The organism is uncultured Desulfovibrio sp. (genome assembly GCF_910584445.1).
In the GTDB taxonomy this organism is placed as follows: Bacteria; Desulfobacterota; Desulfovibrionia; order Desulfovibrionales; family Desulfovibrionaceae; genus Desulfovibrio.
The window spans coordinates 124,994-150,607 of the sequence record NZ_CAJUBO010000002.1 but is presented as its reverse complement, the minus strand read 5'-3'; the positions used below and the strand labels follow the sequence as shown (position 1 = coordinate 150,607).

At 62.8% G+C, this 25,614-nt stretch carries 22 protein-coding genes, 1 tRNA gene and 2 pseudogenes; 13 read left to right on the top strand and 12 right to left on the bottom strand.

Features of this window, described 5'->3' with window-relative positions:
* Positions 1 to 10: 10 nt before the first annotated feature.
* Positions 11 to 244, bottom strand: coding sequence for a hypothetical protein (locus QZ294_RS01690; protein ID WP_297045777.1), 234 nt, complete (start codon positions 242 to 244; stop codon positions 11 to 13).
* Between QZ294_RS01690 and QZ294_RS01685 the strand changes: the two genes are divergently transcribed.
* The 3 genes from QZ294_RS01685 (at position 237) to QZ294_RS01675 (ending at position 1,068) form a co-directional block, all read left to right on the top strand.
* Entirely contained in the window at positions 237 to 458 is a 222-nt protein-coding gene (locus tag QZ294_RS01685; RefSeq protein ID WP_297045774.1) for a hypothetical protein, read from the top strand. The two genes, QZ294_RS01690 and QZ294_RS01685, sit on opposite strands and share 8 nt — an antisense overlap.
* 92 nt (positions 459 to 550) lie before the next feature.
* A complete protein-coding gene (locus QZ294_RS01680) occupies positions 551 to 847 on the top strand; it encodes a type II toxin-antitoxin system HicB family antitoxin (RefSeq protein WP_297045772.1) in 297 nt (98 codons plus the stop codon).
* On the top strand, positions 835 to 1,068 hold the full coding sequence (locus QZ294_RS01675; protein WP_297045768.1) for a hypothetical protein: 234 nt from the start codon (positions 835 to 837) through the stop codon (positions 1,066 to 1,068). The genes QZ294_RS01680 and QZ294_RS01675 overlap by 13 nt, the downstream gene beginning before the upstream one ends.
* Positions 1,069 to 1,108: 40 nt before the next feature.
* On the opposite strand, the gene QZ294_RS01670 is transcribed toward QZ294_RS01675, so the two are convergent.
* Positions 1,109 to 1,321, bottom strand: a complete 213-nt coding sequence (locus QZ294_RS01670) for a hypothetical protein (RefSeq protein WP_297045765.1) — start codon at positions 1,319 to 1,321, stop codon at positions 1,109 to 1,111.
* Between the two features lie 327 nt (positions 1,322 to 1,648).
* On the opposite strand from QZ294_RS01670, the pseudogene tnpA reads away from it, so the two are divergent.
* A pseudogene (gene tnpA / locus QZ294_RS01665) lies at positions 1,649 to 1,853 on the top strand (IS200/IS605 family transposase); the annotation flags it as partial.
* Positions 1,854 to 1,908: 55 nt separating this feature from the next.
* Here the strand turns inward: tnpA and QZ294_RS01660 are convergent.
* From QZ294_RS01660 to QZ294_RS01650, 3 genes and pseudogenes are all read right to left on the bottom strand, one after another.
* Positions 1,909 to 2,019: pseudogene (locus QZ294_RS01660) on the bottom strand (Arm DNA-binding domain-containing protein); the annotation flags it as partial.
* A 159-nt stretch (positions 2,020 to 2,178) separates the two neighbouring features.
* Positions 2,179 to 2,255 (bottom strand) — tRNA-Met (locus QZ294_RS01655).
* A 94-nt stretch (positions 2,256 to 2,349) separates the two neighbouring features.
* A complete protein-coding gene (locus tag QZ294_RS01650; RefSeq protein ID WP_297045760.1) occupies positions 2,350 to 3,147 on the bottom strand; it encodes an undecaprenyl-diphosphate phosphatase in 798 nt (265 codons plus the stop codon).
* An 89-nt stretch (positions 3,148 to 3,236) separates the two neighbouring features.
* On the opposite strand from QZ294_RS01650, the gene QZ294_RS01645 reads away from it, so the two are divergent.
* A complete protein-coding gene (locus tag QZ294_RS01645; RefSeq protein ID WP_297045756.1) occupies positions 3,237 to 3,458 on the top strand; it encodes a hypothetical protein in 222 nt (73 codons plus the stop codon).
* 132 nt (positions 3,459 to 3,590) lie between these two features.
* On the opposite strand, the gene metG is transcribed toward QZ294_RS01645, so the two are convergent.
* On the bottom strand, positions 3,591 to 5,567 hold the full coding sequence (gene metG, locus QZ294_RS01640) for a methionine--tRNA ligase (RefSeq protein ID WP_297045753.1): 1,977 nt from the start codon (positions 5,565 to 5,567) through the stop codon (positions 3,591 to 3,593).
* Positions 5,564 to 6,718, bottom strand: coding sequence for a regulatory iron-sulfur-containing complex subunit RicT (locus QZ294_RS01635; protein WP_297045750.1), 1,155 nt, complete (start codon positions 6,716 to 6,718; stop codon positions 5,564 to 5,566). The genes metG and QZ294_RS01635 overlap by 4 nt, the downstream gene beginning before the upstream one ends.
* 181 nt (positions 6,719 to 6,899) lie before the next feature.
* Between QZ294_RS01635 and QZ294_RS01630 the strand changes: the two genes are divergently transcribed.
* The 8 genes from QZ294_RS01630 to QZ294_RS01595 all read left to right on the top strand — a co-directional run bounded on the left by QZ294_RS01630 (position 6,900) and on the right by QZ294_RS01595 (position 18,310).
* Complete coding sequence (locus QZ294_RS01630) at positions 6,900 to 7,454, top strand: HDIG domain-containing metalloprotein (protein WP_297045747.1); 555 nt, start codon at positions 6,900 to 6,902, stop codon at positions 7,452 to 7,454.
* 156 nt (positions 7,455 to 7,610) lie between these two features.
* Positions 7,611 to 8,915 (top strand): ATP-dependent 6-phosphofructokinase, encoded by a 1,305-nt coding sequence (locus QZ294_RS01625; RefSeq protein WP_297045745.1) that lies wholly within the window; start codon positions 7,611 to 7,613, stop codon positions 8,913 to 8,915.
* A complete protein-coding gene (locus QZ294_RS01620; RefSeq protein WP_297045742.1) occupies positions 8,912 to 12,244 on the top strand; it encodes an exodeoxyribonuclease V subunit beta in 3,333 nt (1,110 codons plus the stop codon). The genes QZ294_RS01625 and QZ294_RS01620 overlap by 4 nt, the downstream gene beginning before the upstream one ends.
* Positions 12,241 to 15,183, top strand: a complete 2,943-nt coding sequence (locus QZ294_RS01615) for a PD-(D/E)XK nuclease family protein (protein ID WP_297045739.1) — start codon at positions 12,241 to 12,243, stop codon at positions 15,181 to 15,183. The genes QZ294_RS01620 and QZ294_RS01615 overlap by 4 nt, the downstream gene beginning before the upstream one ends.
* 178 nt (positions 15,184 to 15,361) lie before the next feature.
* Positions 15,362 to 16,468 carry an AI-2E family transporter gene (locus QZ294_RS01610; RefSeq protein WP_297045735.1) on the top strand — a complete coding sequence of 369 codons (1,107 nt, stop codon included), beginning with the start codon at positions 15,362 to 15,364 and terminating at the stop codon, positions 16,466 to 16,468.
* A gap of 7 nt (positions 16,469 to 16,475) precedes the next feature.
* Positions 16,476 to 17,414, top strand: coding sequence for a D-alanyl-D-alanine carboxypeptidase family protein (locus QZ294_RS01605; RefSeq protein WP_297045731.1), 939 nt, complete (start codon positions 16,476 to 16,478; stop codon positions 17,412 to 17,414).
* Positions 17,415 to 17,643: 229 nt separating this feature from the next.
* A complete protein-coding gene (locus tag QZ294_RS01600) occupies positions 17,644 to 17,850 on the top strand; it encodes a twin-arginine translocase TatA/TatE family subunit (RefSeq protein ID WP_297045726.1) in 207 nt (68 codons plus the stop codon).
* A 28-nt stretch (positions 17,851 to 17,878) separates the two neighbouring features.
* Positions 17,879 to 18,310: an ACT domain-containing protein gene (locus QZ294_RS01595; RefSeq protein WP_297045723.1), complete on the top strand. Its 432-nt coding sequence runs from the start codon at positions 17,879 to 17,881 to the stop codon at positions 18,308 to 18,310.
* Positions 18,311 to 18,433: 123 nt separating this feature from the next.
* Here QZ294_RS01595 and clpB read toward each other — a convergent pair whose 3' ends face one another.
* The 5 genes from clpB to secD all read right to left on the bottom strand — a co-directional run bounded on the left by clpB (position 18,434) and on the right by secD (position 25,495).
* Entirely contained in the window at positions 18,434 to 21,049 is a 2,616-nt protein-coding gene (clpB, locus tag QZ294_RS01590) for an ATP-dependent chaperone ClpB (protein WP_297045720.1), read from the bottom strand.
* Between the two features lie 98 nt (positions 21,050 to 21,147).
* On the bottom strand, positions 21,148 to 21,462 hold the full coding sequence (locus QZ294_RS01585; RefSeq protein ID WP_297045718.1) for a chaperone modulator CbpM: 315 nt from the start codon (positions 21,460 to 21,462) through the stop codon (positions 21,148 to 21,150).
* A gap of 62 nt (positions 21,463 to 21,524) precedes the next feature.
* Positions 21,525 to 22,460, bottom strand: a complete 936-nt coding sequence (locus QZ294_RS01580) for a J domain-containing protein (RefSeq protein ID WP_297045715.1) — start codon at positions 22,458 to 22,460, stop codon at positions 21,525 to 21,527.
* A gap of 269 nt (positions 22,461 to 22,729) precedes the next feature.
* Positions 22,730 to 23,830, bottom strand: coding sequence for a protein translocase subunit SecF (secF, locus tag QZ294_RS01575; RefSeq protein ID WP_297045713.1), 1,101 nt, complete (start codon positions 23,828 to 23,830; stop codon positions 22,730 to 22,732).
* Between the two features lie 75 nt (positions 23,831 to 23,905).
* Complete coding sequence (gene secD / locus QZ294_RS01570) at positions 23,906 to 25,495, bottom strand: protein translocase subunit SecD (RefSeq protein WP_297045710.1); 1,590 nt, start codon at positions 25,493 to 25,495, stop codon at positions 23,906 to 23,908.
* Positions 25,496 to 25,614 lie beyond the last annotated feature (119 nt).

Genomic DNA, 25,614 nt, shown 5'->3' with positions numbered 1-25,614 from the left:
TATGGCCGAACTAAACGCAATAAGTGACCTCCAGGCGGTAGATTTCGCCGTGGGCGGCATCATCGTGGGTGCGTATGACGGTCTCCGGGATGATAAGCCGGAGGTATTCCGGCGTTTCCTCGACCGCCCGGCAAAGAAAAAGATTTTCAGGGCCGAAAACGAAGCCCCCCCTTCTCTCATACGGCGAATTGCCCAGCACAGGCTCGGCAATCTGTACGAGCACAGGTAGGGCTGTCATGGACATGCAGCCCGTCATTTCCAAACGGCAGAGGCGCGCCCTGCTGGCGCTCATTGACGTGGAGGCGGCCAGGGCTGGCACGGGCCAGCGCCAACGGCGCACGGCGGAGCATCGCCTGTTCGCCCTGTTCCGCGAACGGTACGGCCTGAAATATATCAGGCTTCCGGCTGCCCTATTCAGGGACGCGGCGCGCTGGCTTCTGGAGGAGCCGCTGGGGTAGAAACAAGGCCGGATGTCGGGAGGTGCCCGGCCTTTGAAAAGAACCTTGCCCCAAGCGCCATTCATTGCTATTTCTGCCCTGAGGTGAGCGCCATGGACACGCAAGGCAACATGATGCCGGTCGAAGTAAATTTTACGCCAGAGGGCAATCTCTGGCTTGCCCAATGTGAAAGCCTTGGTGTCATGACACAAGGCAACAGCTTTGCCGAGGCTCAGAAAAATCTTGCCGAAGCCCTACTGCTTTTTGTGGAGTCGTGCCTGCGCCGGGGGGTTCTTGAACAGGTTTTACACGAGGCGGGCTATGAACCCGTGAAAATCAAGGCTGTACAAGAATATGTCAAGGAATATATCCCCAGGCAGCCTCAACAGGTTTCCCCATGCCACGTATAACACCGTTGCACTGGAAAGTTCTTGAATGCGTTTTCATGGCCTGTGGCTTTGTTTTTGCCCGCCAGGCATCGAGTCACAGAGTTTATGAAAAAGATGGCGTTCTCAGGCCGGTGATCATTCCCGTGTATGAAACCATTTCCGCAACAATCATTTCAGGGTTGATCCGCACTGCCGGTATTACCCGCGAAGAATTTTTTCACCACCTCCAAGGCTGCAAATGAACATCAGGCCGGACGCTGTAAACGCCCGGCTTTTTCATTATTACTCAGGTTCCATGCCTTCCCACCGCGTTATGCCGAGCAGCACCATCCTGTCCCCTCTTTTGCCGCAGACCGGGCAAAGGAGACGCTGATAGCGCATGGCGCCGATTTTGTTCCCCTTGTAGTTTTCGTCCGGCAGCGCCGGAACGGTATCGGTTTTGAGCACAGGCACATGGCTGCCGCAATAAGGGCAGCGTTCCGCGCTCTTGCCCATACGGGATGTTCCTCTCGCCTGCCCCGGAATCCTCCCTGCGCTATTTTCGCGCCGTCCCACCTCCCAAGGTGGACGAACAGGCGGATACTCTGCGGACAGTCCCCTCTGTCCGTGGGGCCGTGGCGACCCTCTTCTAGGGTCGTCGGTGGGGGCGGTGCAACGCCCCCGCCTCTGTTAAGGCTTGAAGCCAGTCGAAGGAGCGAAAGCGACTGAGACAAGGAACCACCCGCTATGCGGGTGCGCGACAGCGGTTATACCCCAAAAAGCACCCTTCCATTACGATAGAGGTGTTCAAGCCTATCGTAATCTCAAGGAAAGGTGCTTAATATGGGAGCCAAAACTCAAAGTTTAGCTCATACGCGATGGTTGTGCAAATATCATATCGTATTTACGCCTAAATATCGAAGGAAAATAATTTTTGCACAACTACGTGAAAGTATTAGAGATATTCTTAAAGTTCTCTGTAAGTATAAGGGGGGTGGAAATTTTAGAAGGGCATCTAATGCCCGATCATGTCCATATGCTGGTGAGTAATGCCCGACAGTGTGGCGTCGATCTTTGCCGTTCTCCCTATATTTTATGCGCCAGACCTTTGAACCCGTAGGGAGGACCTCCAAGTAGAGGCCTCCTCCATCAAAGACCTTGTATCGGGATGCCTTGGGCTTCAAAGTCTTGATTGCCGTGTCTGTGAGGGACATGGGGTAACGGCTCCGTGCTGTCGGTTTCTGTTACCCAACTTGTTACCCCTTTTACTGATGATGCCAATGATACAAATGACAACATAGGCAATGCAGATGGCGAGAAAATGAAGAAGTCCAAGGAGTTTTGAACATCCTTGGACTTCTCTGACAATATATTGGTAGCAAGGGAGGGATTTGAACCCCCGACACTGCGGGTATGAACCGCATGCTCTGACCAACTGAGCTACCTTGCCACACGGCGATGGACGCGCAACGCACCTTCTACGCGACTTGCCCCTGCTTGGCAAGCGATTTTTGCATGTTCCGGAGCGCCATTTTTTCCCCTGTTCAGCGGACCATAAAATAATAGACGAATGGCGCCAGCGCCAGCCGGTACACGGCAAAGGGCACAAGGGTCATCTTGCCCACCAGGGCCACGAAGGCCTTGACCGCCAGCAGCGCGGAAACAAAGGCGCCGATCATGCCCACGGCGAAAAAGGGCACATCCGCCGCCGTGAACAGGGAGAAGTTCTTGAGCAGATCATAGCCGGTGGCCGCCATCATGATGGGGACAGCGGCGATGAAGGAATACTCCGCAGCCAGGGCGCGCCGGGCGCCCAGGAGCATGCCGCCCATGATGGTGGCCGCCGAACGCGAAAAGCCCGGCCACAGGGCCAGACACTGGAAACAGCCGATGCCAAGCGCCAGGGAAGGCGTCAGCTCGTCCAGGCTCACGCAGGTGGGCTTGCGCCGGCGCCGTTCCACAAGGATCATGCAGATGGCGCCGACCACCAGAGCCGCAAGCACGGTGGCAGGCCGGAAAAGATACTGCTTGATGTAGGAATGCAGCAGCAGCCCGGCCACACAGGCGGGAAGCGACGTGAGGAACAGCAGCCACAACCCGCGCGCGCCCGCAAAGCGCACATAGGGTTGCGGCCGGACAAGCCCCCAGAAGCGTTTCCAGTACAGGACAACGACAGCCATGATGGCGCCAAGCTGGATGACCACCTCGAAGGTGGCCGCCTTTTCTCCCGTGAAATGGAGCAGGTCGCCTGCCAGGATGAGGTGGCCGGAGGAGGAAACGGGAAGAAACTCGGTCAGACCTTCCACAATGCTCAGAATGAGCGATGTCAGCAAATCGTCCATATATGACCCGGGCGCCCAGAGGAGCGAAGCTTGCGCGCGGCCTTGCCAGTTGCGTGCCGCGCGCCTATGGTTTGCAAAAAGGTGATGCCATGCCGACCATTATCCATCACAGTGAACTCGTGCGCCGCGCCCTGATCCATCTGGACGGAGAACGCGAACGCTGCCCGGAAAAAGACCTTGAGGCCCTGCTGGACGAGGCGGGCATGCGGTTCAACCTGACGCCGGCGGAAGCTGTCGCGCTGGAGCGACTGTTCCGCGATCCCTCACGGACGGCGAAGGCGACGCCTCCCCTTGAAAACGGCGCGGAATAGCGCCCCGTGCGCCACTATCCCGCGATCCGGGCCAGCGCGAAAGCCCTTCACAGGCTCCTTGCAGGATCGTTCGCGAAAAAACGTGGTTTTTCACGAAGGGTCCCGCTACGCCGTGGCAACGACAGGCAGACGTCAGGCGATGGGACTTCCCGCGGCAACGGTCTCATCCGGCATGAGCAGGCGGCAGCACTCGCCCTCCCCCGCCGTCAGTATCATCCCGCAGGACATGAGTCCGCGGATCTTGCGCGGCGGCAGATTGAGCACCGCGCACACCTGACGCCCGACGAGCGTTTCCGGCGCATAGTGCTCCGCGATGCCTGAAAGGATCTGGCGCGGTTCGCCTTCGCCAAAGTCAATGAGCAGCCGCAGCAAACGGTCCGCCTGAGGATGGCGCTCGGCCACGCGCACCGTTCCCACGCGCAGGTCAAGGCTCTTGAACGTGTCAAAGCTGATTTCCGGCATTTTCTGGCCCGGGGCGTCGGTGACCGTTTTTTGCTCCTTTGGCCGCATTCCCCTGGGCGCCGGTGAAGCCGTGTCTTTCTTGCCCTCCTGCGCCGCAGGCGCGGCGGCAGTGTCTATTCGCGGGAACAGATTGGAGGCCGGGGCCGCGTGCGCGCCCGTCCGCAGGCCGTCCAGGCTGGTCGCCTCGGCCGCCAGATCACACGTGGGCGTGGCGCCCTCGGGCACTTCTTCGCCAAGCTGCCCGAGCATGGCGCGCGAGGCTTTCGGCATGACCGGCCAGAGACAAAGCGCGATCTTGCGCATGCAGGCAAGCAGGATATGGAGTACGGCCGCGAGCCGTTCCTGGCGCCCTTCCTTGTACAGTGTCCACGGCGCCTGGCTGTCCACATATTTGTTCAGGGCGCGCACCAGTTCCCAGAGCGCTTCCAGGGCCTGGGCAAACCGCACGTTGCGGAAAAGTTGCAGGTAATTTTCCATGGACAAGGCGCAGAGTTCCGCGATGCGCCTGTCCTCATCTGTCTGTACCGCGCCTTCGGGGATGCGGCTCCCGCAGTATTTGGCCGTCATGGAAAGGACCCGGCTGAAAAGGTTGCCGAGGTCATTGGCAAGATCCGCGTTAATGCGGCCCACAAGGGCCTCTTCGCTGAAGCTGGCGTCCGCCCCGAAGTGCATCTCGCGCAGAAGGAAATACCGGAAGGCATCCAGCCCGTAGCGTTCGCCCGTGGCGAGGGGGTCCACCACATTGCCGAGTGATTTCGACATCTTGGTGTCCCGCGAGAGCCAGTAGCCATGCACATTGAGGTGCCGGTACAGGGGAAGCCCGGCCGCCTTGAGCATGGTGGGCCAGAAAACGGCATGGGGCTTGAGGATATCTTTGGCGACCAGATGCTCCCCGGGCCAGTAGCGGGCAAAGTCCGGGCCGTCGGGCCAGCCCAGGGCGCTGATATAGTTGATGAGCGCGTCAAACCAGACGTAGCAGACGTAGTTGCTGTCGAAGGGCAGCTCAATGCCCCAGGTGAGGCGCGACTTGGGCCGGGAAATGCACAGGTCTTCCAGGGCGCCGGATTCGAGCATGGCGAGCACTTCGGAACGGTAGCGCTCCGGCCGGATGAAGTCAGGATTGGACCCGATATATTCCCGCAGCCACGGCAGATACCTGGACATGCGGAAAAAGTAGTTTTTTTCGCTGATGAATTCCGGCCTGGTCAGGTGCTGGGGGCAGAGTCCGTTTTCCAGCTCCTTTTCCGTATAAAAGCGTTCACAGCCGTAGCAGTAATGACCGCCGAACTCGCCGAAATAAATATCGCCCGCATCATACACTTTTTGGAGGAATTTCTGGACAGTGCGCTTGTGTGCCTCATCCGTGGTGCGGACAAAGCGGTCATTGGCGATCTCAAGCCGGGGCCAAAGCGCGCGAAAACGACCGCTGATCTCATCCACGAACTGGCGCGGCGTCACGCCCCGCTTTTCCGCCGCCTGGACGATCTTGTCGCCGTGTTCATCCGTGCCGGTAAGAAACAGCGTATCCTCACCCAGGCAACGGTGAAAACGGGACAGCGCGTCCGCGACGATGGTGGTATAGGCATGCCCGAGATGGGGATCGGCATTGACATAATAAATGGGCGTGGTGATATAGAATGTCTTCACTCAAGGCTCCGTCGTTCTTTACCGGCCTGTTCTGTGGAGTGCCCGGCGGTGCGGCCGTCTTTTCCGGCGTGGGGGGCTGCCTCTCCCTGGGAGGCATGCGGACGGGCGCCTTGGCGCGCGCCCTCTGCGGAGTGCGCGCGGTGCTTTCGCCCGCGCCGGTGGGGGACCCGGTCCGCGCCGGAAACGCCCGCGCCCGGCTCCCCTTCACCGTGAAGAGCGTTCACGGCGTCCTCTTCAGGGGCGTCCCCATCGGGGGAAGGAGCTATCTCCGGCGCGTGGTCCGTGGACTCGCGGCGGGTGCGTTCCCCGCCGCGCCGTGATTCGGCCGCGGGCGCCTGCGGCGCATCCGGGCGGTGCGGCTCCAGCCCCTGCCATTCTTCAAGTGACAGTTCAAGTTCTTCATTTCCTTCCGTGAGTACGGAAAGGGAATTGCGGAACATGTTGGCGCGCAATACTTTCATGGCGCCTCTGGACGTCATGTACTTCTTGCCGGGGCGCGGGGAATTGCGGTGGAACCGCTCGTAATTCTCCTGCTCGTAGGAAAGGCAGCAGAGCAGCCGTCCGCAGATGCCGGAAATCTTGGCGGGGTTGAGGAACAGGTTCTGTTCCTTAGCCATGCGGATGGTCACGGGAGCAAATTTCCGCAGATAGCGGCGGCAGCAGCAGACCATGCCGCAGTTGCCCACGGCGCCCAGCATCTGCGTCTCATGGCGCACGCCGATCTGCCGCAGTTCAATGCGCGCACGGTATTCGCGCACCAGATCCTTGACCAGTTCGCGGAAATCGATGCGTACCGGCGCGGTGAAATAGAAAATGAGCTTGCTGCGGTCAAAAAAAACTTCCACATCCACGAGCTTCATGTCCAGTCGTCGCTCGCGGATGCGTTCCCGGCAAAAGCGCATGGCTTCATGGGCAAGAGCGTCATTCCGGCGCCCCGTTTCCCTGTCGTCGGCATCGGCCATGCGGAGGATGCCGGGCACATCGGCCTCGCCGGAGCCGGGCAGCGACCTGACAGGCCCGGAGACGATCTCTCCGAGGGCCGCCCCCTGCTCCACTTCGATCAGCACCAGATCGCCGGGCTTGCAATCGTCCGGAGCCGAATAATACTCTGTCTGCCCGAGCGCGTGGAATCGTACACCGAATATAGGCATATCATGACGTGGCTAGAGAATCGGCACCTTGTCCAGCGTGCCAGAACTGAAGGGATATATTTCGACCATATCGCGCCGCCTGTCAACAGCAGGACAGGCCATGCCCGCTTCAGAAGGGGCGCCGCACTTGTCAAGCCCCCCCTTGCTGCCGTAAACTGTTTTTTTCAGGCGAGGACGACATATGATCACACGAACGGAAGCGCTGGAACTTCTGGCGCGGCAGGGGCTGAGCGCGGCGCTGCTCCAGCATTCTCTGGCCTCGGAAGCGGTCCTGAGCGCCCTGGCGCGCCATTTTGGCGAGGATGAGGAAGCCTGGGGGCTTACCGGCCTGCTGCACGATGTGGACTATCCGTCCACTGCCGACCACCCCGACCGTCACGGCCTTGACGGGGCGGATCTGCTCGCCGGAAAGCTGCCGGAGACCTGTCTTGCCGCCATTCGCGCCCACAATGGCGAGATGACTGGCTGCGTTCCCGCAAGCCGGCTCGACTTTGCCCTGCGCTGCGGTGAAACCGTCACGGGACTCATCGCCGCGGCGGCGCGCATGCGGCCCACGGGCCTTGAAGGCATGGAACCCAAAAGCATCAAGAAAAAAATGAAGGACAAGGCCTTCGCGGCCTCGGTCAACCGTGACAATATCCGGCAATGCGCCGAGGCGGGCCTTGAGCTTGACGCCTTTCTGGCGCTCGCCATCGCGGCCATGACCACGCAGGCGGCGGAAGGCGCCGATGCCTGAAGCGTTTTCGCAATGAACGTGTGCACGCCCTGGCAGGATCGTTCGCGGAAAAACGCGGTTTTCCGCGCACTCAGGGCGGCCAGGCCGCCACAGGACCCTTGCGGGTCCTGCAGTGCCTGCTTTTAATGAGCAGGGCGAACATCCACGAGGAATGACATGGAAAAATGCGCGCTGGATACCTCCATTTCCACTCTGGGGCCTTGCAAGCTGGAGTCAAAACTCCCCTACCGCACCTGGGCCGACAACAAAAAGATCCAGGTGGTGATAGACGAGGAGCTGGGCGACGGCGGCACCGAACCGTGCCGTGTGAGCTTTGAGGCGGCCGGCCCGAGGCGCAAGCTCTATTTTGACACCTCGCGCGCCAAGTGCGCCATCGTCACCTGCGGCGGTCTCTGCCCGGGCATCAACGATGTCATCCGCGCCATCGTCATGGAAGCGCACCACGCCTACCATGTCCCTTCCATCATTGGCATCCGCTACGGCCTTGAAGGCTTCATCCCCAAGTACGCCCATGCCCCGATGGAGCTGACCCCCTCGGTGGTGGCGGACATCCACCGTTTCGGGGGCACCATTCTCGGTTCTTCGCGCGGACCCCAGCCCGCGGATGAGATCGTGGACACCCTTGAGCGCAGCAATGTCAACGCCCTTTTCGTCATCGGCGGCGACGGCACCATGAAGGCCGCCATGGCTATCAGTTCCGAAGTCCGCAAGCGCGGGCTGAAGATCTCGGTCATCGGCATCCCCAAAACCATCGATAACGACATCAACTTCATCCCGCAGTCCTTCGGGTTCGAGACGGCGGTCTTCAAGGCCACGGAAGCCATCGAGTGCGCCCATACCGAAGCCTGCGGCACGCCCAACGGCATTGGCCTGGTCAAGCTCATGGGGCGCGAATCCGGTTTCATCGCGGCCCAGTCCACCCTGGCCCTCAAGGAAGTGAATTTTGTCCTTATCCCGGAAGCCCCGTTCAGCCTCGAAGGCCCGGGCGGCCTGCTCCCGGCCGTGGAGGAACGCCTGCGCGAACGCGGCCACTGCGTCATCGTCACCGCTGAAGGGGCCGGCCAGCACCTTCTCGCGCACCACACCGAGACGGACGCCTCGGGCAACCGGGTGCTCGGCAACGTGGCAGATCTGCTGAAGATGGAGCTTTCGCGCTACCTGCGCGAGCGCAAGGTGGAACATTCCATCAAATACATCGACCCCAGCTATATCATCCGTTCTGTGGCCGCCCAGGCGGGCGACAAGGTCTATTGCGGCTTTCTCGGCCAATATGCGGTGCATGCGGCCATGGCCGGCCGCACGGAGATGGTGGTCGGCAAGATCCAGGAGCGCTATGTGCATCTTCCGCTCCAGCTCGTGACCCGCACGCGGCGCCGCCTGAACATCTATTCCGATCTCTGGCGCGCGGTGCTGGAATCCACCGGCCAGGGCATGCTCAAGGGCATGCTTCCACCGGCGTGAAGTCCGACGGCAACTCCGGGCTTTGCCGGATACAGGCGTCCGCAGGGTCCGGAAAGACCTGGGAGCTGACGCGGCGATTTCTTGAGCGCCTTGCCCAGTGCGGCCACAACGGCGGCCGGGCATCGGCGGCATGCGCGCTTGACCCCGGCGGCCACAGCTGGGGCGATATCATCGCCATCACCTTCACCAACGCCGCGGCAACAGAAATGCGCGAGCGCGTCCTCTGGCGGCTGAAAAACGCGGCGCTCGGCACACCTGATGCAGGTGTGCCGTTTTCCCGCGAGGAGGCCCGCCGCTGGGTGGACGCTGTCCTGCGCGACATGAGTTCGCTCAATATCCGGACCATCGACAGTCTTCTCCACCTCATCGTGCGTTCCGCCGCCCTCGACCTCGGCCTGCCGCCGGATTTCGAGCCAGTCTTTGCCACGGAAGAGGCGCTCGCGCCGTATTATGACCTTGTGCTTGAGCATGCCTGGCGGGAAGACGCGGCCATGCGCGACCTGGTGCGCTCCGCCTGCCGCGCCCTGGCGGCCAGAAACGACAGCAGGGGCTTTCTTGTGGGCGAAAAGCTCCGGCAGCCGCTGCGCCTGGTCATCGACGATGTCCTGCGCGGGCGCTTGGAGGGCCTTGCTTCCGAAACAGAAATTAATGGAAAACTTGAAGATTCTCAGGAAGCCGCGCGCGCAGCGGCCCGGCAGTTCCTTGCCGCGGCCGAAGCGGCCGGCGTCACCTGGAAGAAACCCGCCTTGAGCGTCGTTTCGGCCATCGCCGACGGAAAATTTGACCGCTGTGACGCGCGCGCCGCCGCCACGCCGGATGCCGCAACGTTGTTCCTCAAAAAATGTTCTGTGCCTCCTTCCGTGGTGGCGGCCCACGCGCATTTTGCCGAGGCGGCGCGTCGCTGCCGGGAATGTCGGGAGCATCTGCTCCCCGCGCTTGGTCTGCTTCCCTTTGTGCGCCTGGCGCAGACGCTTGTGGAGGCATTTCTTCTCAACCGGGAACAGGAAGGCTGGATACCGGGGATCCTTATCCCCCGCTGGGCCGCGGATTCGCTTTCCGGCGAGCATGGCGTTTCCGATGCGCTCTGCCGGCTCGGCTCCCGGCTCACGCATTTTCTGGTGGACGAATTTCAGGACACGAGCCGGGAACAATGGCAGACATTGCGCCCCCTGGTGGCGGACGCCCTTGCGCGCGGCGGTTCCCTCACCTGGGTGGGGGATGTCAAGCAATCCATTTACAGTTGGCGGGGCGGCGATCCGGCCTTGTTCAATGCCGTTCTGGAGGATACCGGGCTTACCCGGCTGGCTGATCCCCACACGCAGGATCTGCCCTACAATCGCCGCAGCCGGGAACGGATCGTGGCGCACAATAACCGCGTTTTTTCTCCCCTGGCGCAGGAAGAATGCGCGCGGGAGCTTCTGAAAACGCTTGTGCCGGATATGCCGCCGGAACAGCTGGACGCCGCGGTGCGGCGCCTCACCGGAGCCTTTGCCCGCGCCGAGCAGCAATGCCCGCCGGATACGGAGAACAACGGCGGTTTCGTCCATGCGGAGCGCATTGATGCCGACCGCGCGGACGAACTGCGCGAAGCCGTCCTGTTCCGGCTTTGCGAGCTTTTGCGCGAGGACATCATTCCCCGGCGTCCCCTTTCGGACATCCTCATCCTTGTGCGGAGCAACGAGAACGGGCGTCTTGTGGCCGAGGCGCTCGCGCGCGAAGGCATTCCTGTCATCACGGAAAACAGCCTGCTCCTCTCCGAGCATCCGCTCATCACGCAGGTCGTGGCGTTTCTCGATTTTCTGGACACACCGGAAGATGACATCGCGTTCTGGACCATGCTCACGGGTTCTCTCGTCCGCGGTCATCCCCTGGCGGAGGGGATAACGTGGGAAGAACTCCACGACTGGTGCGCGGAAGCCGACGCAGGGCCGTTATTCCAGCGATTCCGGCGGGCATGGCCCGGAGTGTGGGAACGATTGTTCGCGCCGTTCCATACGCAGTCCGCCCTGCTCACGCCCTACGATGCCACGCGGGAATGGGTGCTGCGTCTGGATGCGGAAGCGCGTTTTCCGGAGGACCGGACCTTTCTGCGCCGTTTCCTGGAAGTCCTGCAAAACGCCGAGGAAAAGGGATTCGCCTCGCTGGGGGCTTTTCTTGAGCACTGGCGCAGTCATGGCGGGGAGGAAAAGGCGCCCATGCCCAACGGCATGGATGCCGTGCGCGTCATGACCATCCACAAGGCCAAGGGACTTGCCGCGCCTTGTGTGATCGTGCCATGGACGAGTTTCACCATCCAGCCGTCCCGACATCCTGAGGTGGTCGAATATGACGGCCTGCGGCTGGCCGTGCCCGGCGGCAGGATCTGCGGCGCCCGCCATTACGAACATCTGACGGCTCAGGCGTGCGAGGCTCTGGACCTGCTCTATGTGGCGTTCACCCGCGCCAGGGACGAACTGCACATTTTCCGTACCGGCACCCCCGCGCTTGAGAAGCTCGCGTCCCTCGGCAAGGCGCTGGATCTCCTGTGGGAGCGCGCGGAACTGGCGCCGCCGTTCTCTCTGGGGACGCCGGAGTCCACGCGCCCCGGGCCTGAAGCGAAAGGGAATGCCCCCGGCAAAGATGGCGAAGCCCCGGAGCGCCTCGCCGCCTCCCTTCGCCCCGATGCCGTCCTCTCCGCCGACGCCGAGTCCGGCACCACGGCCATGCCGGAGGATGGCGGCGAAAACTGGCGCCCCATGCAGTGGCTCCCGCGGTTGAAAATTTTCCGCAATCCGCTCTCCCTGGAGTCCTTTCGTCCGGAAGATCGCGGAACGCTCCTGCACTCGTGTCTTGAGCGGCTCCGTTGCTCCGGAGATGCCCGCCGGGATGCCGAAGCCGCCGTGAACGCGGCCCTTGCGTGCAGCGAAGCGCCCGTTCCCGCGGACAGCGCATTCCGGTCGGGACTCGTTGACGCCCTTGCCTGGTTCGCCGCATTGCCCGAGTCCGCCCGCTGGCTCTCCTGCGGGCGCCCTGAACAGCCGCTGCTGGCGGCGGACGGCAGCCTGCTCCGGGTCGATCTGCTGGTGCGCGAACCCTGGGGGACACTGATTATTGAGTACAAGAGCGGTCAACCGGACCCCGAACATGCGCGGCAGGTGCGCCGGTATCTGGAAAGTCTGGCCGGGGGGCATGACCGCGGGGAGATCCGCGGCCTCCTGATCTATCTTGATCTTGAACGTTTTCAACTGGTAACGCGCGAGTCGCTGTCGGCACTCGTGCCGGACTGCGCCGCACTTCTTCCGCCAGCCGGGGCGCCTGTCTCCCCCGTGCATGACGGAGGGCGGCCATGAGCATGCATCCCTTCCTGATCTTTCCCTGGCAGCGCCCCTTTCTGCCGGACCTCGTGGACACGGTGGAACGGCTGAGCGGCGGCCATCCGGGAAATGCCCTCATCGTGGTCCCCCACCAGCGTCCCTGGCGCTATATCGTGCGGCTGTTCGCCGAGCGCGGGCACCATGGTCTTCTGCCCAGGACCCTCCCCTTCAGCGAGCTGGTCGCGCAGTGGCGCGCCGGGGCGGGCGGCAGGGCGAAGATCCTTGCCAATCCCCTGGATCAGGGGGCGCTTCTGCACGAATGCGTGCGCGGCCTCGCGCGCGGGGACGCCGCCCTTGAGGCGCGTTTCGCGCGCATGGACATGGCCCGCTTCCTCCCGTGGGGACTGCGCCTGGCGGCGCTTCTGGAAGAGATGTTCACCCATGGGCTAGAGCCTGCGGATCTGGCCCATCTGGAAAGCGAGGTGGCGGCGCCGGCCGCCGCCCTGCTGGGAGCGCTGGGCAGGATAAGCCGGGCCTGGCGCGCGGAACTGGAGGGGCGCGGTTGGACCACCCCCGGTCTGGAACAGTTCCTGGCCGCCCGTAGCGCTTCCGAAATTCCGCCGCTCCTGCTTCCCGCTGAGGATCGGCCGGTTTTCATCGCCGGGTTTTCCGTCCTGAGCGGAACGGAGGATACGCTGCTCCGTTCCCTGTGGCGGGCCGGGGCCAGGGTCTGCCTGCATACCGATCCCAACCTGCTGGAAGCCGTCGGCCCGCACTGGTCCTGCGCGGAACAGAGCGCCTGGATGCGCCGCTGGCATGCGCGCGCCGAAGCGGCGTTTCCCCTTTCTGCGGAAGATGCGCGTCACAGGCCGCACCTGGAGTTCTTTGCCGGCTATGACCTCCATTCCCAACTGGAGGCCCTCGCTACCGACCTGGGCCATGGTGACGCCGCCTCCACGGCCGTCGTCCTGACGGACAGCGCACTGCTCATGCCGGTGCTGCACCATCTGCCGGAAAAGGACGTCAATGTTTCCATGGGCTATCCACTCGCGCGCTCGCCGCTTTTCCGTCTTGTGGATGCCCTTTTCCGGCTGGCGGAAGGCCGCGCGGAAGACGGCCGGTATCACTGGCGCGCCCTGCTCCATGTCCTGCGCCATCCCTACCTGAACATGCTCCAGATCCGCGCGGAGGATGGAGAGGCCCTTGCCTTGCGCGACGGCCTGCGCCGCCTGGAGGCGCTCATCCGTCAGGGGAGCCGGTATGTTGACCTCCCCGCCTGCGTTGCCGACTGTCGGCAGCAGTTGCCGCGCCCTCTCGCCGATCTTCTGGAGCAGTGCCTGGGAACGGCCATCGACGCCCTCCGCGAGGTGGAGACGACTGCGGGCCTCGGGGCATGGCTTGGCGATATCCATGAGTTTCTGATCGCGCATGGCGGCGATATATGGCGGCGTTTTCCCCTGGACGCCGAAGCCCTGTTCCGGCTCATGCGGCATGTGGCGCCGCAGTTGCGGCAAAATGCCCTGGCGTCGGAAGCCTTTCCGCCGTCCTTGCTGTATGGCATCGCCCGTCAGCTGCTGGAGCGCGAACGCATCCCCTTTGAAGCGGACCCTCTTGTGGGCGTTCAGGTGCTGGGCATGCTCGAAACGCGCCTGCTGCATTTCGACCGCGTGTTCATCGTGGACGCGACGGACGATGTCCTGCCCGGAAATCCCGGCCAGGACCCGCTCCTGCCGGATCCTCTCCGGGCCGTGCTCGGCCTGCCGGATGCGCGCCGCCGTGAACGCGTGGCGGCCTATACGCTGCACAGGCTTTGCGCGAGCGCCCGCAAGGCGCATTTTTACTGGCAGGAGGGCGTGAGCCATTCCGCGCTTTTTGACGGCAAGAAACTCCGCAGCCGTTTTGTGGAGGAATTCCTCTGGGATGTGGAGCGCCGCAAGAACCATCTGCTGGCGCCGGGAACTCCCCCCCTGCGCGCGGCGACCTGCGAGGTGCGCCAATCCCCCAGAGAACCCCGGCTCCTTTGCCGCACGCCACGGCTGGATGCGGCCATGGCGGCCTTTTTGCGGCAGCCGCTCTCCGCAAGCAGGCTCGATGTCTATCTGCGCTGCCCCCTGCGCTTTGTCTGGGAGACCCTGTGCCGTCTCAGGCCACGGCAGGAAGTGAATGAGGGCGATGACCCCGCCGCCGTGGGCACCTGCCTCCATGCCGCGTTGCGCGCGCTCTATGCGCCCTGGCTCGGCAAAAAGGTCTGCAGGGGCGACATCACGCAGGCCAGCGCTCTCGCCTGCTTTCATGAAGCCTTCGACGCGGCGGATCTGCGCGACCTGCTCCCGGCGGACGCCCGCCTCATGCTTGAGGCCGCTGTCCCCGTGCGCCTGCGGGAGTTTCTTGAACATCAGCCCGAAGAGACCTTCATCGTCGCCCTGGAGCAACGTATCGATGCCGAACTTTCCCTGGCGGGGCGCTCCTATTCCTTTACCGGCATCCTTGACCGTCTCGACCGTCGCGATGGTCTGTTGCATGTGCTGGATTACAAGACCGGCAGTATCAGGAAACATGATTTTGCCCTCTGGAGTGACGACGCCTTCTTTGCCGAAGCCGCCACTGCCTGTGCGCTGGCCGACAGCACGGGACCTTGCGTATCTCCTGATGAGGGGACCCTGGCGCGTCTGGAAGCGGGTTTTGAGGCCTTGCGCGAGCGGTTGCCGAGCATGCAGCTCCCGGCCTATATAGCCATGCTGGAAAGCCGGGAAGGCGATGCCGTGGGCGATGCCGCCCTGGTGGAGCTTCGGTACAGGGGCGAGGAGCACCCGCTTTTTGACGGCCTTGCGGGCGAGGAATTGAAGGCCGCCCGCTCCGGCTGCGGAGTGGCGCTCGCGCTCCTGCTGCGGCACATGGAATACGCCCCCCGGTTTGCCGGCCGCCCGGATGTCCATTGCCGCTGGTGCCCCTACGCGCCCCTCTGCGCCTCCTGAAGGCATGCCGCTGCGAAGGCGGCCGGCACTTGGCAGACAGGGCCAAGACTGGTAGATTTTTCCCTTCTCGGCGGAAACCGGGGCAAGGCATCTCCCCCCGGCCCCGTGTCGCCATCAGCCGGCGTTTCCGCGCCGGCGCAGGCCCGCCGCACCACATATATCCTTTCAAGGAACGTCTATGACCTTCTCCCTGCCGCGTCTGCTCTACCTGCTGGCTGCGCTGGCTTTGTACATGCTTCTCTGGCCCAACCCCATCACCATCTTCATGGCCGCCTGCTTTTCCTGCCTGACGCTTCCGCTCTACCGCCGCCTCCGGCGGGAGACCGGCATCTGGCGCAAACATCTGGAACATGGTTCCCCGGATTCCCGGCGGCGTCGCCTGCTTCTTGCCTTGTCCAGCTATGTGCCCCTTGGCGGCTATGTGGCGGTCATCATCTCTTCTCTCGTGACCCCTGTGGCCGTTCTGGTGCTTCTTGTCTCGCCCCAGGCGGTTGCCGGTCTCGCCCGCCTGCGGGAGCTTCAGGCCAACAATTTTCAGCTTCCGCCGCACTGGCTCGAGTATCTTCATGCCATACGCCGCAGCCTGGCGGAGTATCCGAATATCGAAAAGGCTCTCAATGAGGCGATCGTCAACCTCGACACCCTGTTCAGCGATGCGGTGAGCATGCTCGTGAGCAGAAGTTTCGGCTTTGTGGGCGGCACCATGACCGTCTTCTGGACGACCTTTCTCTTTCTCACGCTCACTGTGCTGTTCACCATCTATTCCCGCCGCATCCGCAAGGTGACCTGCCGCATTTTCCACATCCCCCACGGCATTCTGGGCCGGTTCATTTCGACCATCCACCGCGCGCTCAAGGCCATCATGCTCGGCATCGTCCTTGTGGCGCTGGCGCAGGGCGCGCTTTGCGGCATCGGTTTTGCCGTGGCCGGCGTCAATCAGCCCGCGTTCTGGGGCATGCTGGCGACGCTGGTGGCGCCCATCCCTGTGGTCGGCACGGCCCTTGTCTGGGGTCCGCTCTGCATTTCCCTCTGGTTCAGCGGCAAAACCATGGCCGCCATCGGGCTTGCGCTCTGGGGCACCCTGGCCGTAGCGGGGGTGGACAATGTGCTGCGGCCGTTCTTTCTTCGCCAGGGCATCAAGGCGCCGTTTCTGGTCCTTATCCTCGCCATCCTCTGCGGCCTGACTTCTTTCGGGCCGGTGGGGCTTATCGCCGGGCCGGTCATCCTGGCCTTTGCCATGCAGGCTGTGGAAGAAGGCAACCGCTACTACCGGCCACAGGCCTGAAGCGTCCATGCGCCGGTATCTTCGCCGCTTTTCCGCCAGATGCTTCGGGTGGCTGCTGTTCCCGGCCCTGTGTCTGGCGCTGCTTCCCGCAACGGCGGCGGCCTCCGGCCTGCCGGCGCGTTCCGCCATCCTCGTCAACCTCGGCACCGGCCGCGTCCTCTATGAAAAAAATGCCGATGCCGCCATTCCGCCGGCATCACTGACAAAGATCATGACCATGTACCTGGCGCTGGATGCGGTGCAGGCGAAACGTCTGCGGCTGGATACGAAGATCCCCGTCCGTTCCGGGGCCGCCGCCGTTGGCGGCTCTTCCATGCACCTGCGCGCCGGGGACAGGGTGCCTCTTGTGCGCCTGCTCGCGGGTATGGCTGTCGTCTCGGGCAACGATGCGGCCATGGCCGTAGCCGCAAAAGTTGGCGGCGACACGCGCGCGTTCGTGCGCCAGATGAACGGCAAGGCGCGGCGTCTGGGACTCACACGCACGTCATTCAAGAACCCCACAGGGCTTCCCGCGCCCGGGCAGAAGACCAGCGCCCGGGACATGATGCGGCTTTGCCAGGCGTATCTCAAGGCGCATCCGCGGGCCATGCGCTTTCACGGCATGCGCTATTTTCTGCATCGCGGCATGACCATGCGGAACACCAATGCCCTGCTGGGGACCATGGCCGGGGTCAACGGGCTGAAAACCGGCTGGACGGTCGCGTCCGGCTATAATCTTGTCGTGACGGCCACCAGGGGCAAAACGAGGCTCCTTGCGGTGGTGCTTGGCGCCTCAAGCCGTGAGCGGCGGGATGCCGCCGCGCGCAGGCTGCTCGAGGCAGGCTTTCGGCAGCCCAATGCCCCCCAAAAGGTGCGGACGTCCGTGAACGCCTTCCGTCATGCCCCGACAGCGCGTCAGGCACGCAAAGGCCACGGACACAGGGCAGCGCTGACGCATGGCGGATGAGTCCTGGCCTCTCGACGAAGTGGTCTTCCGGCGGCAATCTCCGGCCTGCGTGGCTTCCTCTCCGCTTCAGGAAGGAGGGTCCTCCCGCGGGCGGCGATCATGGCCTTTCGGCTCCGCGCCGTACACATGCAACGGAAGAGAGAGGGGAGCCTTGACCTTGGGACGGTGACGCCGTATGTTTGGCAGCAAAGGCACCGCCCTTTCAGCAAACCCCGTCGGAGGCATCCGCATGTTCAGTATCGGCCCCAACCAGATCCTGCTTATCCTGCTCATTGTCCTGCTGATTTTCGGCGCAAAGAAATTGCCGGAGATCGGCGGCGGACTGGGCCGGGCCATCAGGAATTTTCGTCGCGCCTCGTCCGAGCCGGATGAGATAGACATCACGGCACAGGAAAAGAAGGCCCCTGCGGGCCATGACGATACCCACAAGGCCTAACCCCGTGACACCCCAAAAGGATTGCGCCATGAAGGCAGAGCAACTGTCCGTTTTTCTGGAAAACCGCGCCGGGCGCCTTGCCGAGGTGATCCACACCCTGGCTGAGGCGGGCATCAATATCCGCGCGCTTTCGCTGGCGGATACGTCTGATTTCGGTATCCTGCGGATGATCGTCTGTGATCATGAAAAAGCGAAGAACGTGCTCAAGGAGAAAGGCTTCACCCTCGGCCGCACCAGCGTCGTGGCCGTGGAGGTGCCGGACGAGCCAGGTGGCCTGGACAGTGTGCTGCAACTCGTTTCCAGCAACGGCATCAATGTGGAATACATGTATGCCTTCGTGCAGCGGGAACTGGGCCGCGCCGTCATGATTTTCCGTTTTGACAAGGTGGACGAGGCGGTGGACCTGCTCAACCGCCACAATTTCACCATCATTCCGGCACAGCGCCTCTGCCAGTTCTGAGGACGGCGCGGCCGCGCCTGATCCCTCCCGACCGGCGAGGGCTATGTCCGCACCACAAAAAGACCCCGGCAAAACCGGGGTCTTTTCTGTTCATGTCATGCGGCACCGCCGCTCCTGTTCTGTTCAGGCCTTGGCCGGTCTGGCTTCAAACACCAGGTTTTCATCCTTGACCTCGATATGCACTTCCTCGCCGTCGTGGATCTTGCCGCTGACGAGTTCACGCGCCAGCGGGGTTTCCACGGCATGCTGGAGGTAGCGCTTGAGCGGCCGCGCGCCATAGACGGGATCATACCCGGCTTCCGCCACGAAGTCCCGCGCCGCATCGCTCATGTGCAGCCTGATCTTGCGCTCTTCCAGCCGCGCGCGCAGGCGGCGCAGCTGAAATTCCACGATCTTGCCGATCTGGTCGCGCCGCAACGGCAGGAAGACCACAGTTTCATCGACACGGTTGAGGAATTCCGGCCTGAAGTGGTTACGGAGATCTTCCATGACCTTTTCGCGCGCGCCTTCCTTGAGGGTGCCATCAGGGGCAATGCCGTCAAGCAGGTGCACCGAACCGATATTGGAGGTCATGATGACGATGCAGTTGCGGAAGTCCACCGTTCTGCCCTGGCTGTCCGTAAGGCGCCCATCGTCCAGAAGCTGGAGCAGCGTGTTGAAGACATCCGGGTGCGCCTTTTCGATCTCGTCAAACAGGATGACGGAATACGGCTTGCGGCGCACGGCCTCGGTAAGCTGGCCGCCCTCGTCATAGCCCACATATCCCGGAGGGGCGCCGATGAGACGCGAGACGGAATGCTTTTCCATATACTCGCTCATGTCGAGGCGCACCATGTTGTCTTCGGTGTCGAACAGCGCTTCGGCCAGGGCCTTGGAAAGCTCCGTCTTGCCGACGCCTGTGGGACCAAGAAAGATGAACGAGCCAGTGGGCCGCCCGGGGTCGGCAAGTCCCGCGCGCGCGCGAAGCACGGCATCCGCCACGGCGGTGACGGCCTCATCCTGGCCCACCACGCGTTCGTGCAACTGCTCACCGAGGCGCAGGAGCTTTTCCCGCTCGGATTCGAGCAGCCTGGTCACGGGGATGCCCGTCCACTTGGCAACGATCTCGGCCACATCGTCCGGGCGCACTTCCTCACGCAGCAGGCGCGGACCATCGCCAGCCTGCTTTTCGCCGGAGACTTCCGCCAGTTTCTTTTCCAGTTCAAGCAGTCTGGAATACTTGAGTTCCGCGGCGCGGTTGAGGTCATAGGCGCGTTCCGCCTGTTCGATGGCGAGCTTGGTCTGCTCGATCTGTTCCTTGATCTCGCGCACGTTGTCGATGGAACCTTTTTCGTTCTCCCACTGCTTGCGCATGGCCGCCTGTTCGTTACGCAGTTCGGCAAGCTCGTTTTCCAGCTTTTCCAGGCGCTCGCGCGAAGCGCTGTCGGTTTCACGGCGCAGGGCTTCCCGTTCGATCTCCAGCTGCATGACCTTGCGGTTCACTTCGTCAAGGTCCGCCGGGAGGGAATCGATCTCGGTGCGGATCATAGCCGCCGCTTCGTCAATGAGGTCGATGGCCTTGTCCGGGAGCTGACGGTCGGGAATGTAGCGATTGGAGAGCACCACGGCCTCCACGATGGCGGAGTCGCTGATACGCACGCCGTGATGGACCTCAAAACGCTCCTTGAGACCGCGCAGGATGGAGATGGCGTCCTCCACCGTCGGCTCTTCCACAAGGACGGGCTGGAAACGGCGTTCCAGAGCGGGATCCTTTTCAATGTACTTGCGGTACTCGTCCACCGTTGTGGCGCCGATGCAGTGGAGTTCGCCGCGCGCCAGCATGGGCTTGAGGAGATTGCCCGCATCCATGGAGCCTTCCGTCTTGCCGGCGCCCACGATGGTATGGAGTTCATCGATGAAAAGGATGATCTGCCCCTCGCTCTTCTCCACCTCATTGAGCACGGCCTTGAGGCGCTCTTCAAATTCACCGCGATATTTGGCGCCGGCGATGAGCGCGCCCATGTCCAGGGCGTAGATCTTGCGGCCGCGCAATCCCTCGGGCACATCGCCCTTGACGATGCGGAAGGCCAGTCCCTCAACGATGGCCGTCTTGCCGACGCCCGCCTCGCCGATGAGCACGGGGTTGTTCTTGGTGCGACGCGAAAGGATGCGGATGACGCGGCGGATCTCCGCATCGCGCCCGATGACGGGGTCCATCTTTCCCTGCCGCGCGGCTTCCACAAGATCGCGGGCGTACTTGCTCAGCGCCTCGAAGGTATCCTCCGGGGTGGCGCTGGTCACGCGCGCGCCGCCGCGCATCTCTTCCATGGCTTTGGAAAAGGTGGCGCGGGTGATCTTGTATTCCTTGAAGACCTCGCCGAGCGGCGAGGACGGCTCCACATCCGTCAGGGCAAGAAAGAGCGTGTCCACGCTGACGAATTCATCCTGGAGGTGCTGGGCGTCTTTTTGCGCGTCACCAAGGATCTTCGCCAGGCGCTGGGTGATCATGATCTTGTTGGGGTCCATCCCGCCGCCGGAAACAGATGGCCGCTTGCGTAGCGAAGTCTCCAGCGCAACGGCCAGCGCGCGCGGCTGGATGCCCATATGCTCCAGATCGGCGCTCACGATGCCTTTTTCCTGCTGCACCAGCGCAAGCGCGAGATGTTCGCAATCCGTTTCCTGATGGCCCAGCCCGGCGGCGATGGTCTGCGCTTCGCCAATGGCTTCACGGGCTTTTTCCGTAAACTTGTTGATGTCCATATCTACTCCCCACCCTGTCCTGACTGTCACGCTCTGGCGGCCAGCCGGACCGGTTGCTTCTGGTAAATCCCGTCCCGGGGGACGGGCGCCCGCAGGACTCAGTCCTCCAGGCCGTGCAGGTCGCGCACCATCCGCTCCAGGCGGTCGATGCGTTCCAGCAGGTCAACGATGATGGTTCCACCCACCACCGGCAGTTCAAAATCTCCGCAAATGCGTTCCAGCTTGCGTACCCGATAAATGTCCGCATCGTGGAACATCTGGGCCTGGGAGGCGCTGATGCGCGTTTCTATCCAGCCCAGAGACACCAGTTCCTGCAAATGCTCCGGCGTTATGCCGGTCACTTCAATAAATTCCTCCCAGGCGAGCACCCTGGACGGCGTCGGCAGGGAAGAAGATTTTTTCGTCATGCTCATGATTCCATCCTCGGAATATGCAGCCCGCAGCCTGCGCGTGGCTGTTCACACCGGGCGCCCTCTCAGGCGCGTGCCTTGAAGGTCGAGGTCGCCGCAAGCCGCTCCCAAAGCTCCCGCTCTTCGGCGGTCAGCTCGGCAGGGACCCGAATCATCACCCTGACGAGCAGGTCGCCGCGTTTTGCGGCAGTGCCCAGGCCCTTGCCGCGCAAGCGGAATTTGCGCCCGGAACTGGAACCGGCGGGAATGTTCAGTTCCACCTCGCCCTCCAGTGTGGGCACGGGGACCTTGGCGCCGAGCGTCGCCTCCCAGGGGGCCAGGGCGACATCACAGTGGATATTTTCGCCATCCACCTTGAACCGGGCATGCGGTTGATACCGGATGCGAAGGAAAAGATCGCCGGGGGTCCCGCCGGGCGCGGGGTCTCCCTGGCCGGAAAGGCGGAGCTTGGCCCCCTCCCGGATGCCCGCGGGCACATTGACTTCCAGTGTCTTGGGTCCCTGCGGCATCTGAAGGGTCACGTTTCGCTTGCCGCCACGCATGACTTCCTCAAGCGTGAGGGGAAGTTCCGCTTCCACATCCCTGCCCCGCCGGGGACGGGAGGAAAAGCCGCCGAAGGGGTCCGGTCCGAACTGGGCGCCGCGCGCGCTCCGGCCACCGCCCCCGAAAATGCTCTCAAAAAAATCCGAGAAGTCGGAACCGTTGACATCCTGCCCATTGAAGTTGAAGTGCATGTTCTCGAAGCCCTGACCGTTCTGGAACTGTTGCCCATGCTGCCAGTCCGGGCCAAGCTGGTCGTAGAGCTTGCGCTTCTCAGGGTCTTTGAGGACCTCATAGGCCTCATTGATCTCCTTGAATTTTTCTTCGGCTTCCTTGTTGCCGGGATTGAGGTCAGGGTGGTATTTGCGGGCAAGCTTCTTGTAGGCCTTGGAAATGTCCTCGGCCTTGGCGCCACGCTCCACACCAAGCAGTTTGTAATAATCCTTATATGAGACAGCCATGTTTCGTTTTCTCCCTTGCGAACCCCGACGCCGGGCCGGAGTTCCTGTGGATGCATCCACTGGAAAGGGTGCCTGCTCCGCGAAGAACGGCGCACCACTCCATGTCTAGTACCTTAAGACCGATTGAGTCCGCGTCAATATCCCCTGCGCGGCAAAACAAACTTTTCGCCTGAGAAAACGAGACCGCCCCTGCGGAGAGTCCCCAGGAGCGGTCGGAAGGGCCGGAGATTCGAGATCCTTCGCCCGGCGGACGAAGGGAAATGTCCGTTCTAGACGATGCCGTGTTCCCCCGGGCGTTCGTAGTTTTCCTTTTCCTGCGCGCGGACATAAAAATCCGTATCGCCCAGAGCCAAGAGGATGGCGGAAGAAACATAGATGGACGAGGCCGTGCCCACGAAGACGCCGATGAGCATGGTCAGGGCAAAATCATGGATCACCCCGCCGCCGAGCAGGAAGAGGGAAAGCGTAGCCACGAAGGTGGTGCCGCTGGTGAGGATGGTGCGCGAAAGCGTCTGGTTGACGCTGCGATTGATCAGCGAGGCAAGGTCCATCTGGGGGGCCGCGCGAAGATTTTCCCGCAAGCGGTCATAGACGATGATGGTGTCGTTGAGGGAATAGCCCACCAGGGTCAGGAGCGCGGCCATGACATTGAGGTCGATCTCCACATCCAGGATGGAGAGCAGGCCGACAGTGATGAACACGTCATGCAACAGGCCCACCACGGCGCCCAGGGCGAAATTCAGCTTGAGCACAAAGCAGACCACCAGGGTGATGGCAAGCGCCACCATGACCTGCCAGCCCATGCCGATGGAGGTGAAGCTGAAAAGATACATGCCGCCCCAGAGTGCGGCGGCCATGATGGCCGCGGCCATCCAGCGCTGCTCAAACCGGCCGGAAATATAGACGGCAATGAGCAGCACGGCATAATAGAGGGCGCTGAGCGCCTTGTTGGTGAGGTCATCGCCCACCTTCGGCCCCACCACCTCGAGACGCTGGATCTCCGCGGGATTGTCGGGGAACGCCTGGGCCAGCGCCTTGATCACGTTGGTACGCAATGCCGATGCGTCGCCAGTCTCGGAGCTGGAAAAGCGCAGCAGATAGTCCCGCCCGCCCTCGCCGAAGCGCTGGGTGGAAATGCCGGGGAGTTCTGGGATATTGAGGCTCTTCTTGAGCGCCTCATCCTCCACGGGCCTGGAAAACTGCACCTGAACGATGACGCCGCCCGCAAAGTCGATGCCGAGCTTGAGTCCGTTGCCCCATAACGCCGAGGCAAGCCCCGCCAGCAGGAGGATGAGGGAAATGGCATAGGCCCAGTGCCGTTTGCCGATGAAGTCGATATGGGTGTCATGCCTGATGAATGCAAAGCCCATGGTGGGTTCTCCATGTGCGCCCGGCCGGCGGTCCTGGCGGACCGCGCCCGGATGCTGCCGCTCCTGATGTGGAGCCTAGATGCTGATGCCCTTTGGCCCGCAGTGCCTGGCCCATTCCTCAAAAATGGACCGCGAAACGAAGATGGCCGTAAACATGGACGCAATGATGCCCAGCGAGAGCGTGACCGCGAAACCGCGGATCGGTCCCGTGCCGAACTGGTAGAGCACCACTGTGGCGATAATGGTCGTCAGGTTGGAGTCGGTGATGGAAATGGTCGCCCGGTCAAAGCCGGCCTTCACCGCCGCCAGCGGCGTGAGTCCGTGGTGCAGTTCCTCACGGATGCGTTCGTAAATGAGCACATTGGCGTCCACGGCCATGCCGATGGTCAGGACGATGCCGGCAATGCCCGGCAGCGTCAGCGTCGCGCCAAAGGCCCCCATGCCCGCCATGACGATGAGCATGGTGAAGCAGAGCATGATGTCGGCGATGACGCCGCTCATGCCGTAATAGACGGCCATGAACAGGATGACCAGGGCCGCGCCGACCAGGGCCGCGCGTACGCCGCTGTCGATGGATTCCTGCCCCAGGGAGGGGCCGACGCTGCGCTCTTCCAGCACGGAGACCGGCGCCGGCAGGGAACCCGCGCGCAGGACAATGGCAAGATCCTGCGCTTCGGCGGTGGTGAAGTTGCCCGAAATGCTCGCCCTGCCGCCGCCGATGCGTTCGCGGATAACGGGCGCGGAATAGACCTTGCCGTCAAGGACGATTGCCATCCGGCGCCCCACGTTTTCGCCGGTCACGCGTTCGAAGATACGGCCGCCGCGGCTGTTGAAATTCAGGGTCACATAGGCCTGATTCATCTGGTCGAACGCGGGCCGCGCATCGGCCACATCCTCGCCGGTGAGCATGGCGTCCTTTTCAACGGCGATGCGCCCTTCCTTTTGGGCCTCCTGCTTCTGGCCCGCGCCTGTCTCAAGCAGGGGCAGCACGACCACGCCGGAAGGCAGCACGGCCTTGCCCGGGTCCACATCGTCGCGGACAAGATGAAATTCGAGATGGGCCGTCTGGCCGATGATCTGCACCGCGCGGCGGGGGTCGGAAATGCCGGGCAGCTGCACCTGGATGCGGTTGCCCGCCTGCTTGCGGATATCCGGCTCGGCCACGCCGAACTGGTCGATACGGTTGCGGATGGTACGCAAGGCCTGGTCCAAGGCCATGGTCTCCAGGCGGGAGACCTCCTCCGACGTGAAACGCGCCACATAGCGCAGCTGGCCGGCGTCGCCGCGTTGGGGCGCGTCCACCTCAAGCTGCGGGAAGTGCCGGGCGAGAAGCTCCTGGAGCTTTGTCTCGTTTTCGGCGCGCGGCAGGACAAATTCCAGCGTCGTGCCACCCACGACGCGGGGGCGCAGCACGACGATCTTTTCATCCTGCGCCAGGCGGCGCACATCCTGCCCGGCAAGGGCAAGAGCATTGCTGACGGCTTTGGCGACATCAACGCCCAGGGTGAGATGGATGCCGCCCTTGAGATCAAGGCCGAGGTTGATCCGGCTGGAGGGCAAGATTCGCTCCAGCGCCGTCCCGATGCCCGGAATGCTCGGCAGGGCATAGACCAGGCAGAGCAGAAAAACCAGCACGGAAATGCCGAGTCGCCACCGCAGACCCATTGTTCACCTTCCAGAATACGGCCAATACGGCCGGAAATGACGGGAGACCACGACCGGACGGCGCGCGTCCCCCATGCGGGAACGCGCGACCATGCGGCCGGCACTGTGCGGACGGAGCC

Coding starts and splice junctions, on each gene's coding strand:
- QZ294_RS01685 (WP_297045774.1), top strand. CDS start 237: ATGGACATGCAGCCCGTCATTTCCAAACGGCAGAGGCGCGCCCTGCTG.
- QZ294_RS01690 (WP_297045777.1), bottom strand. CDS start 244: ATGTCCATGACAGCCCTACCTGTGCTCGTACAGATTGCCGAGCCTGTG.
- QZ294_RS01680 (WP_297045772.1), top strand. CDS start 551: ATGGACACGCAAGGCAACATGATGCCGGTCGAAGTAAATTTTACGCCA.
- QZ294_RS01675 (WP_297045768.1), top strand. CDS start 835: ATGCCACGTATAACACCGTTGCACTGGAAAGTTCTTGAATGCGTTTTC.
- QZ294_RS01670 (WP_297045765.1), bottom strand. CDS start 1,321: ATGGGCAAGAGCGCGGAACGCTGCCCTTATTGCGGCAGCCATGTGCCT.
- QZ294_RS01650 (WP_297045760.1), bottom strand. CDS start 3,147: ATGGACGATTTGCTGACATCGCTCATTCTGAGCATTGTGGAAGGTCTG.
- QZ294_RS01645 (WP_297045756.1), top strand. CDS start 3,237: ATGCCGACCATTATCCATCACAGTGAACTCGTGCGCCGCGCCCTGATC.
- QZ294_RS01635 (WP_297045750.1), bottom strand. CDS start 6,718: ATGCCTATATTCGGTGTACGATTCCACGCGCTCGGGCAGACAGAGTAT.
- QZ294_RS01630 (WP_297045747.1), top strand. CDS start 6,900: ATGATCACACGAACGGAAGCGCTGGAACTTCTGGCGCGGCAGGGGCTG.
- QZ294_RS01625 (WP_297045745.1), top strand. CDS start 7,611: ATGGAAAAATGCGCGCTGGATACCTCCATTTCCACTCTGGGGCCTTGC.
- QZ294_RS01615 (WP_297045739.1), top strand. CDS start 12,241: ATGAGCATGCATCCCTTCCTGATCTTTCCCTGGCAGCGCCCCTTTCTG.
- QZ294_RS01610 (WP_297045735.1), top strand. CDS start 15,362: ATGACCTTCTCCCTGCCGCGTCTGCTCTACCTGCTGGCTGCGCTGGCT.
- QZ294_RS01605 (WP_297045731.1), top strand. CDS start 16,476: ATGCGCCGGTATCTTCGCCGCTTTTCCGCCAGATGCTTCGGGTGGCTG.
- QZ294_RS01600 (WP_297045726.1), top strand. CDS start 17,644: ATGTTCAGTATCGGCCCCAACCAGATCCTGCTTATCCTGCTCATTGTC.
- QZ294_RS01595 (WP_297045723.1), top strand. CDS start 17,879: ATGAAGGCAGAGCAACTGTCCGTTTTTCTGGAAAACCGCGCCGGGCGC.
- clpB (WP_297045720.1), bottom strand. CDS start 21,049: ATGGACATCAACAAGTTTACGGAAAAAGCCCGTGAAGCCATTGGCGAA.
- QZ294_RS01585 (WP_297045718.1), bottom strand. CDS start 21,462: ATGAGCATGACGAAAAAATCTTCTTCCCTGCCGACGCCGTCCAGGGTG.
- QZ294_RS01580 (WP_297045715.1), bottom strand. CDS start 22,460: ATGGCTGTCTCATATAAGGATTATTACAAACTGCTTGGTGTGGAGCGT.
- secF (WP_297045713.1), bottom strand. CDS start 23,830: ATGGGCTTTGCATTCATCAGGCATGACACCCATATCGACTTCATCGGC.
- secD (WP_297045710.1), bottom strand. CDS start 25,495: ATGGGTCTGCGGTGGCGACTCGGCATTTCCGTGCTGGTTTTTCTGCTC.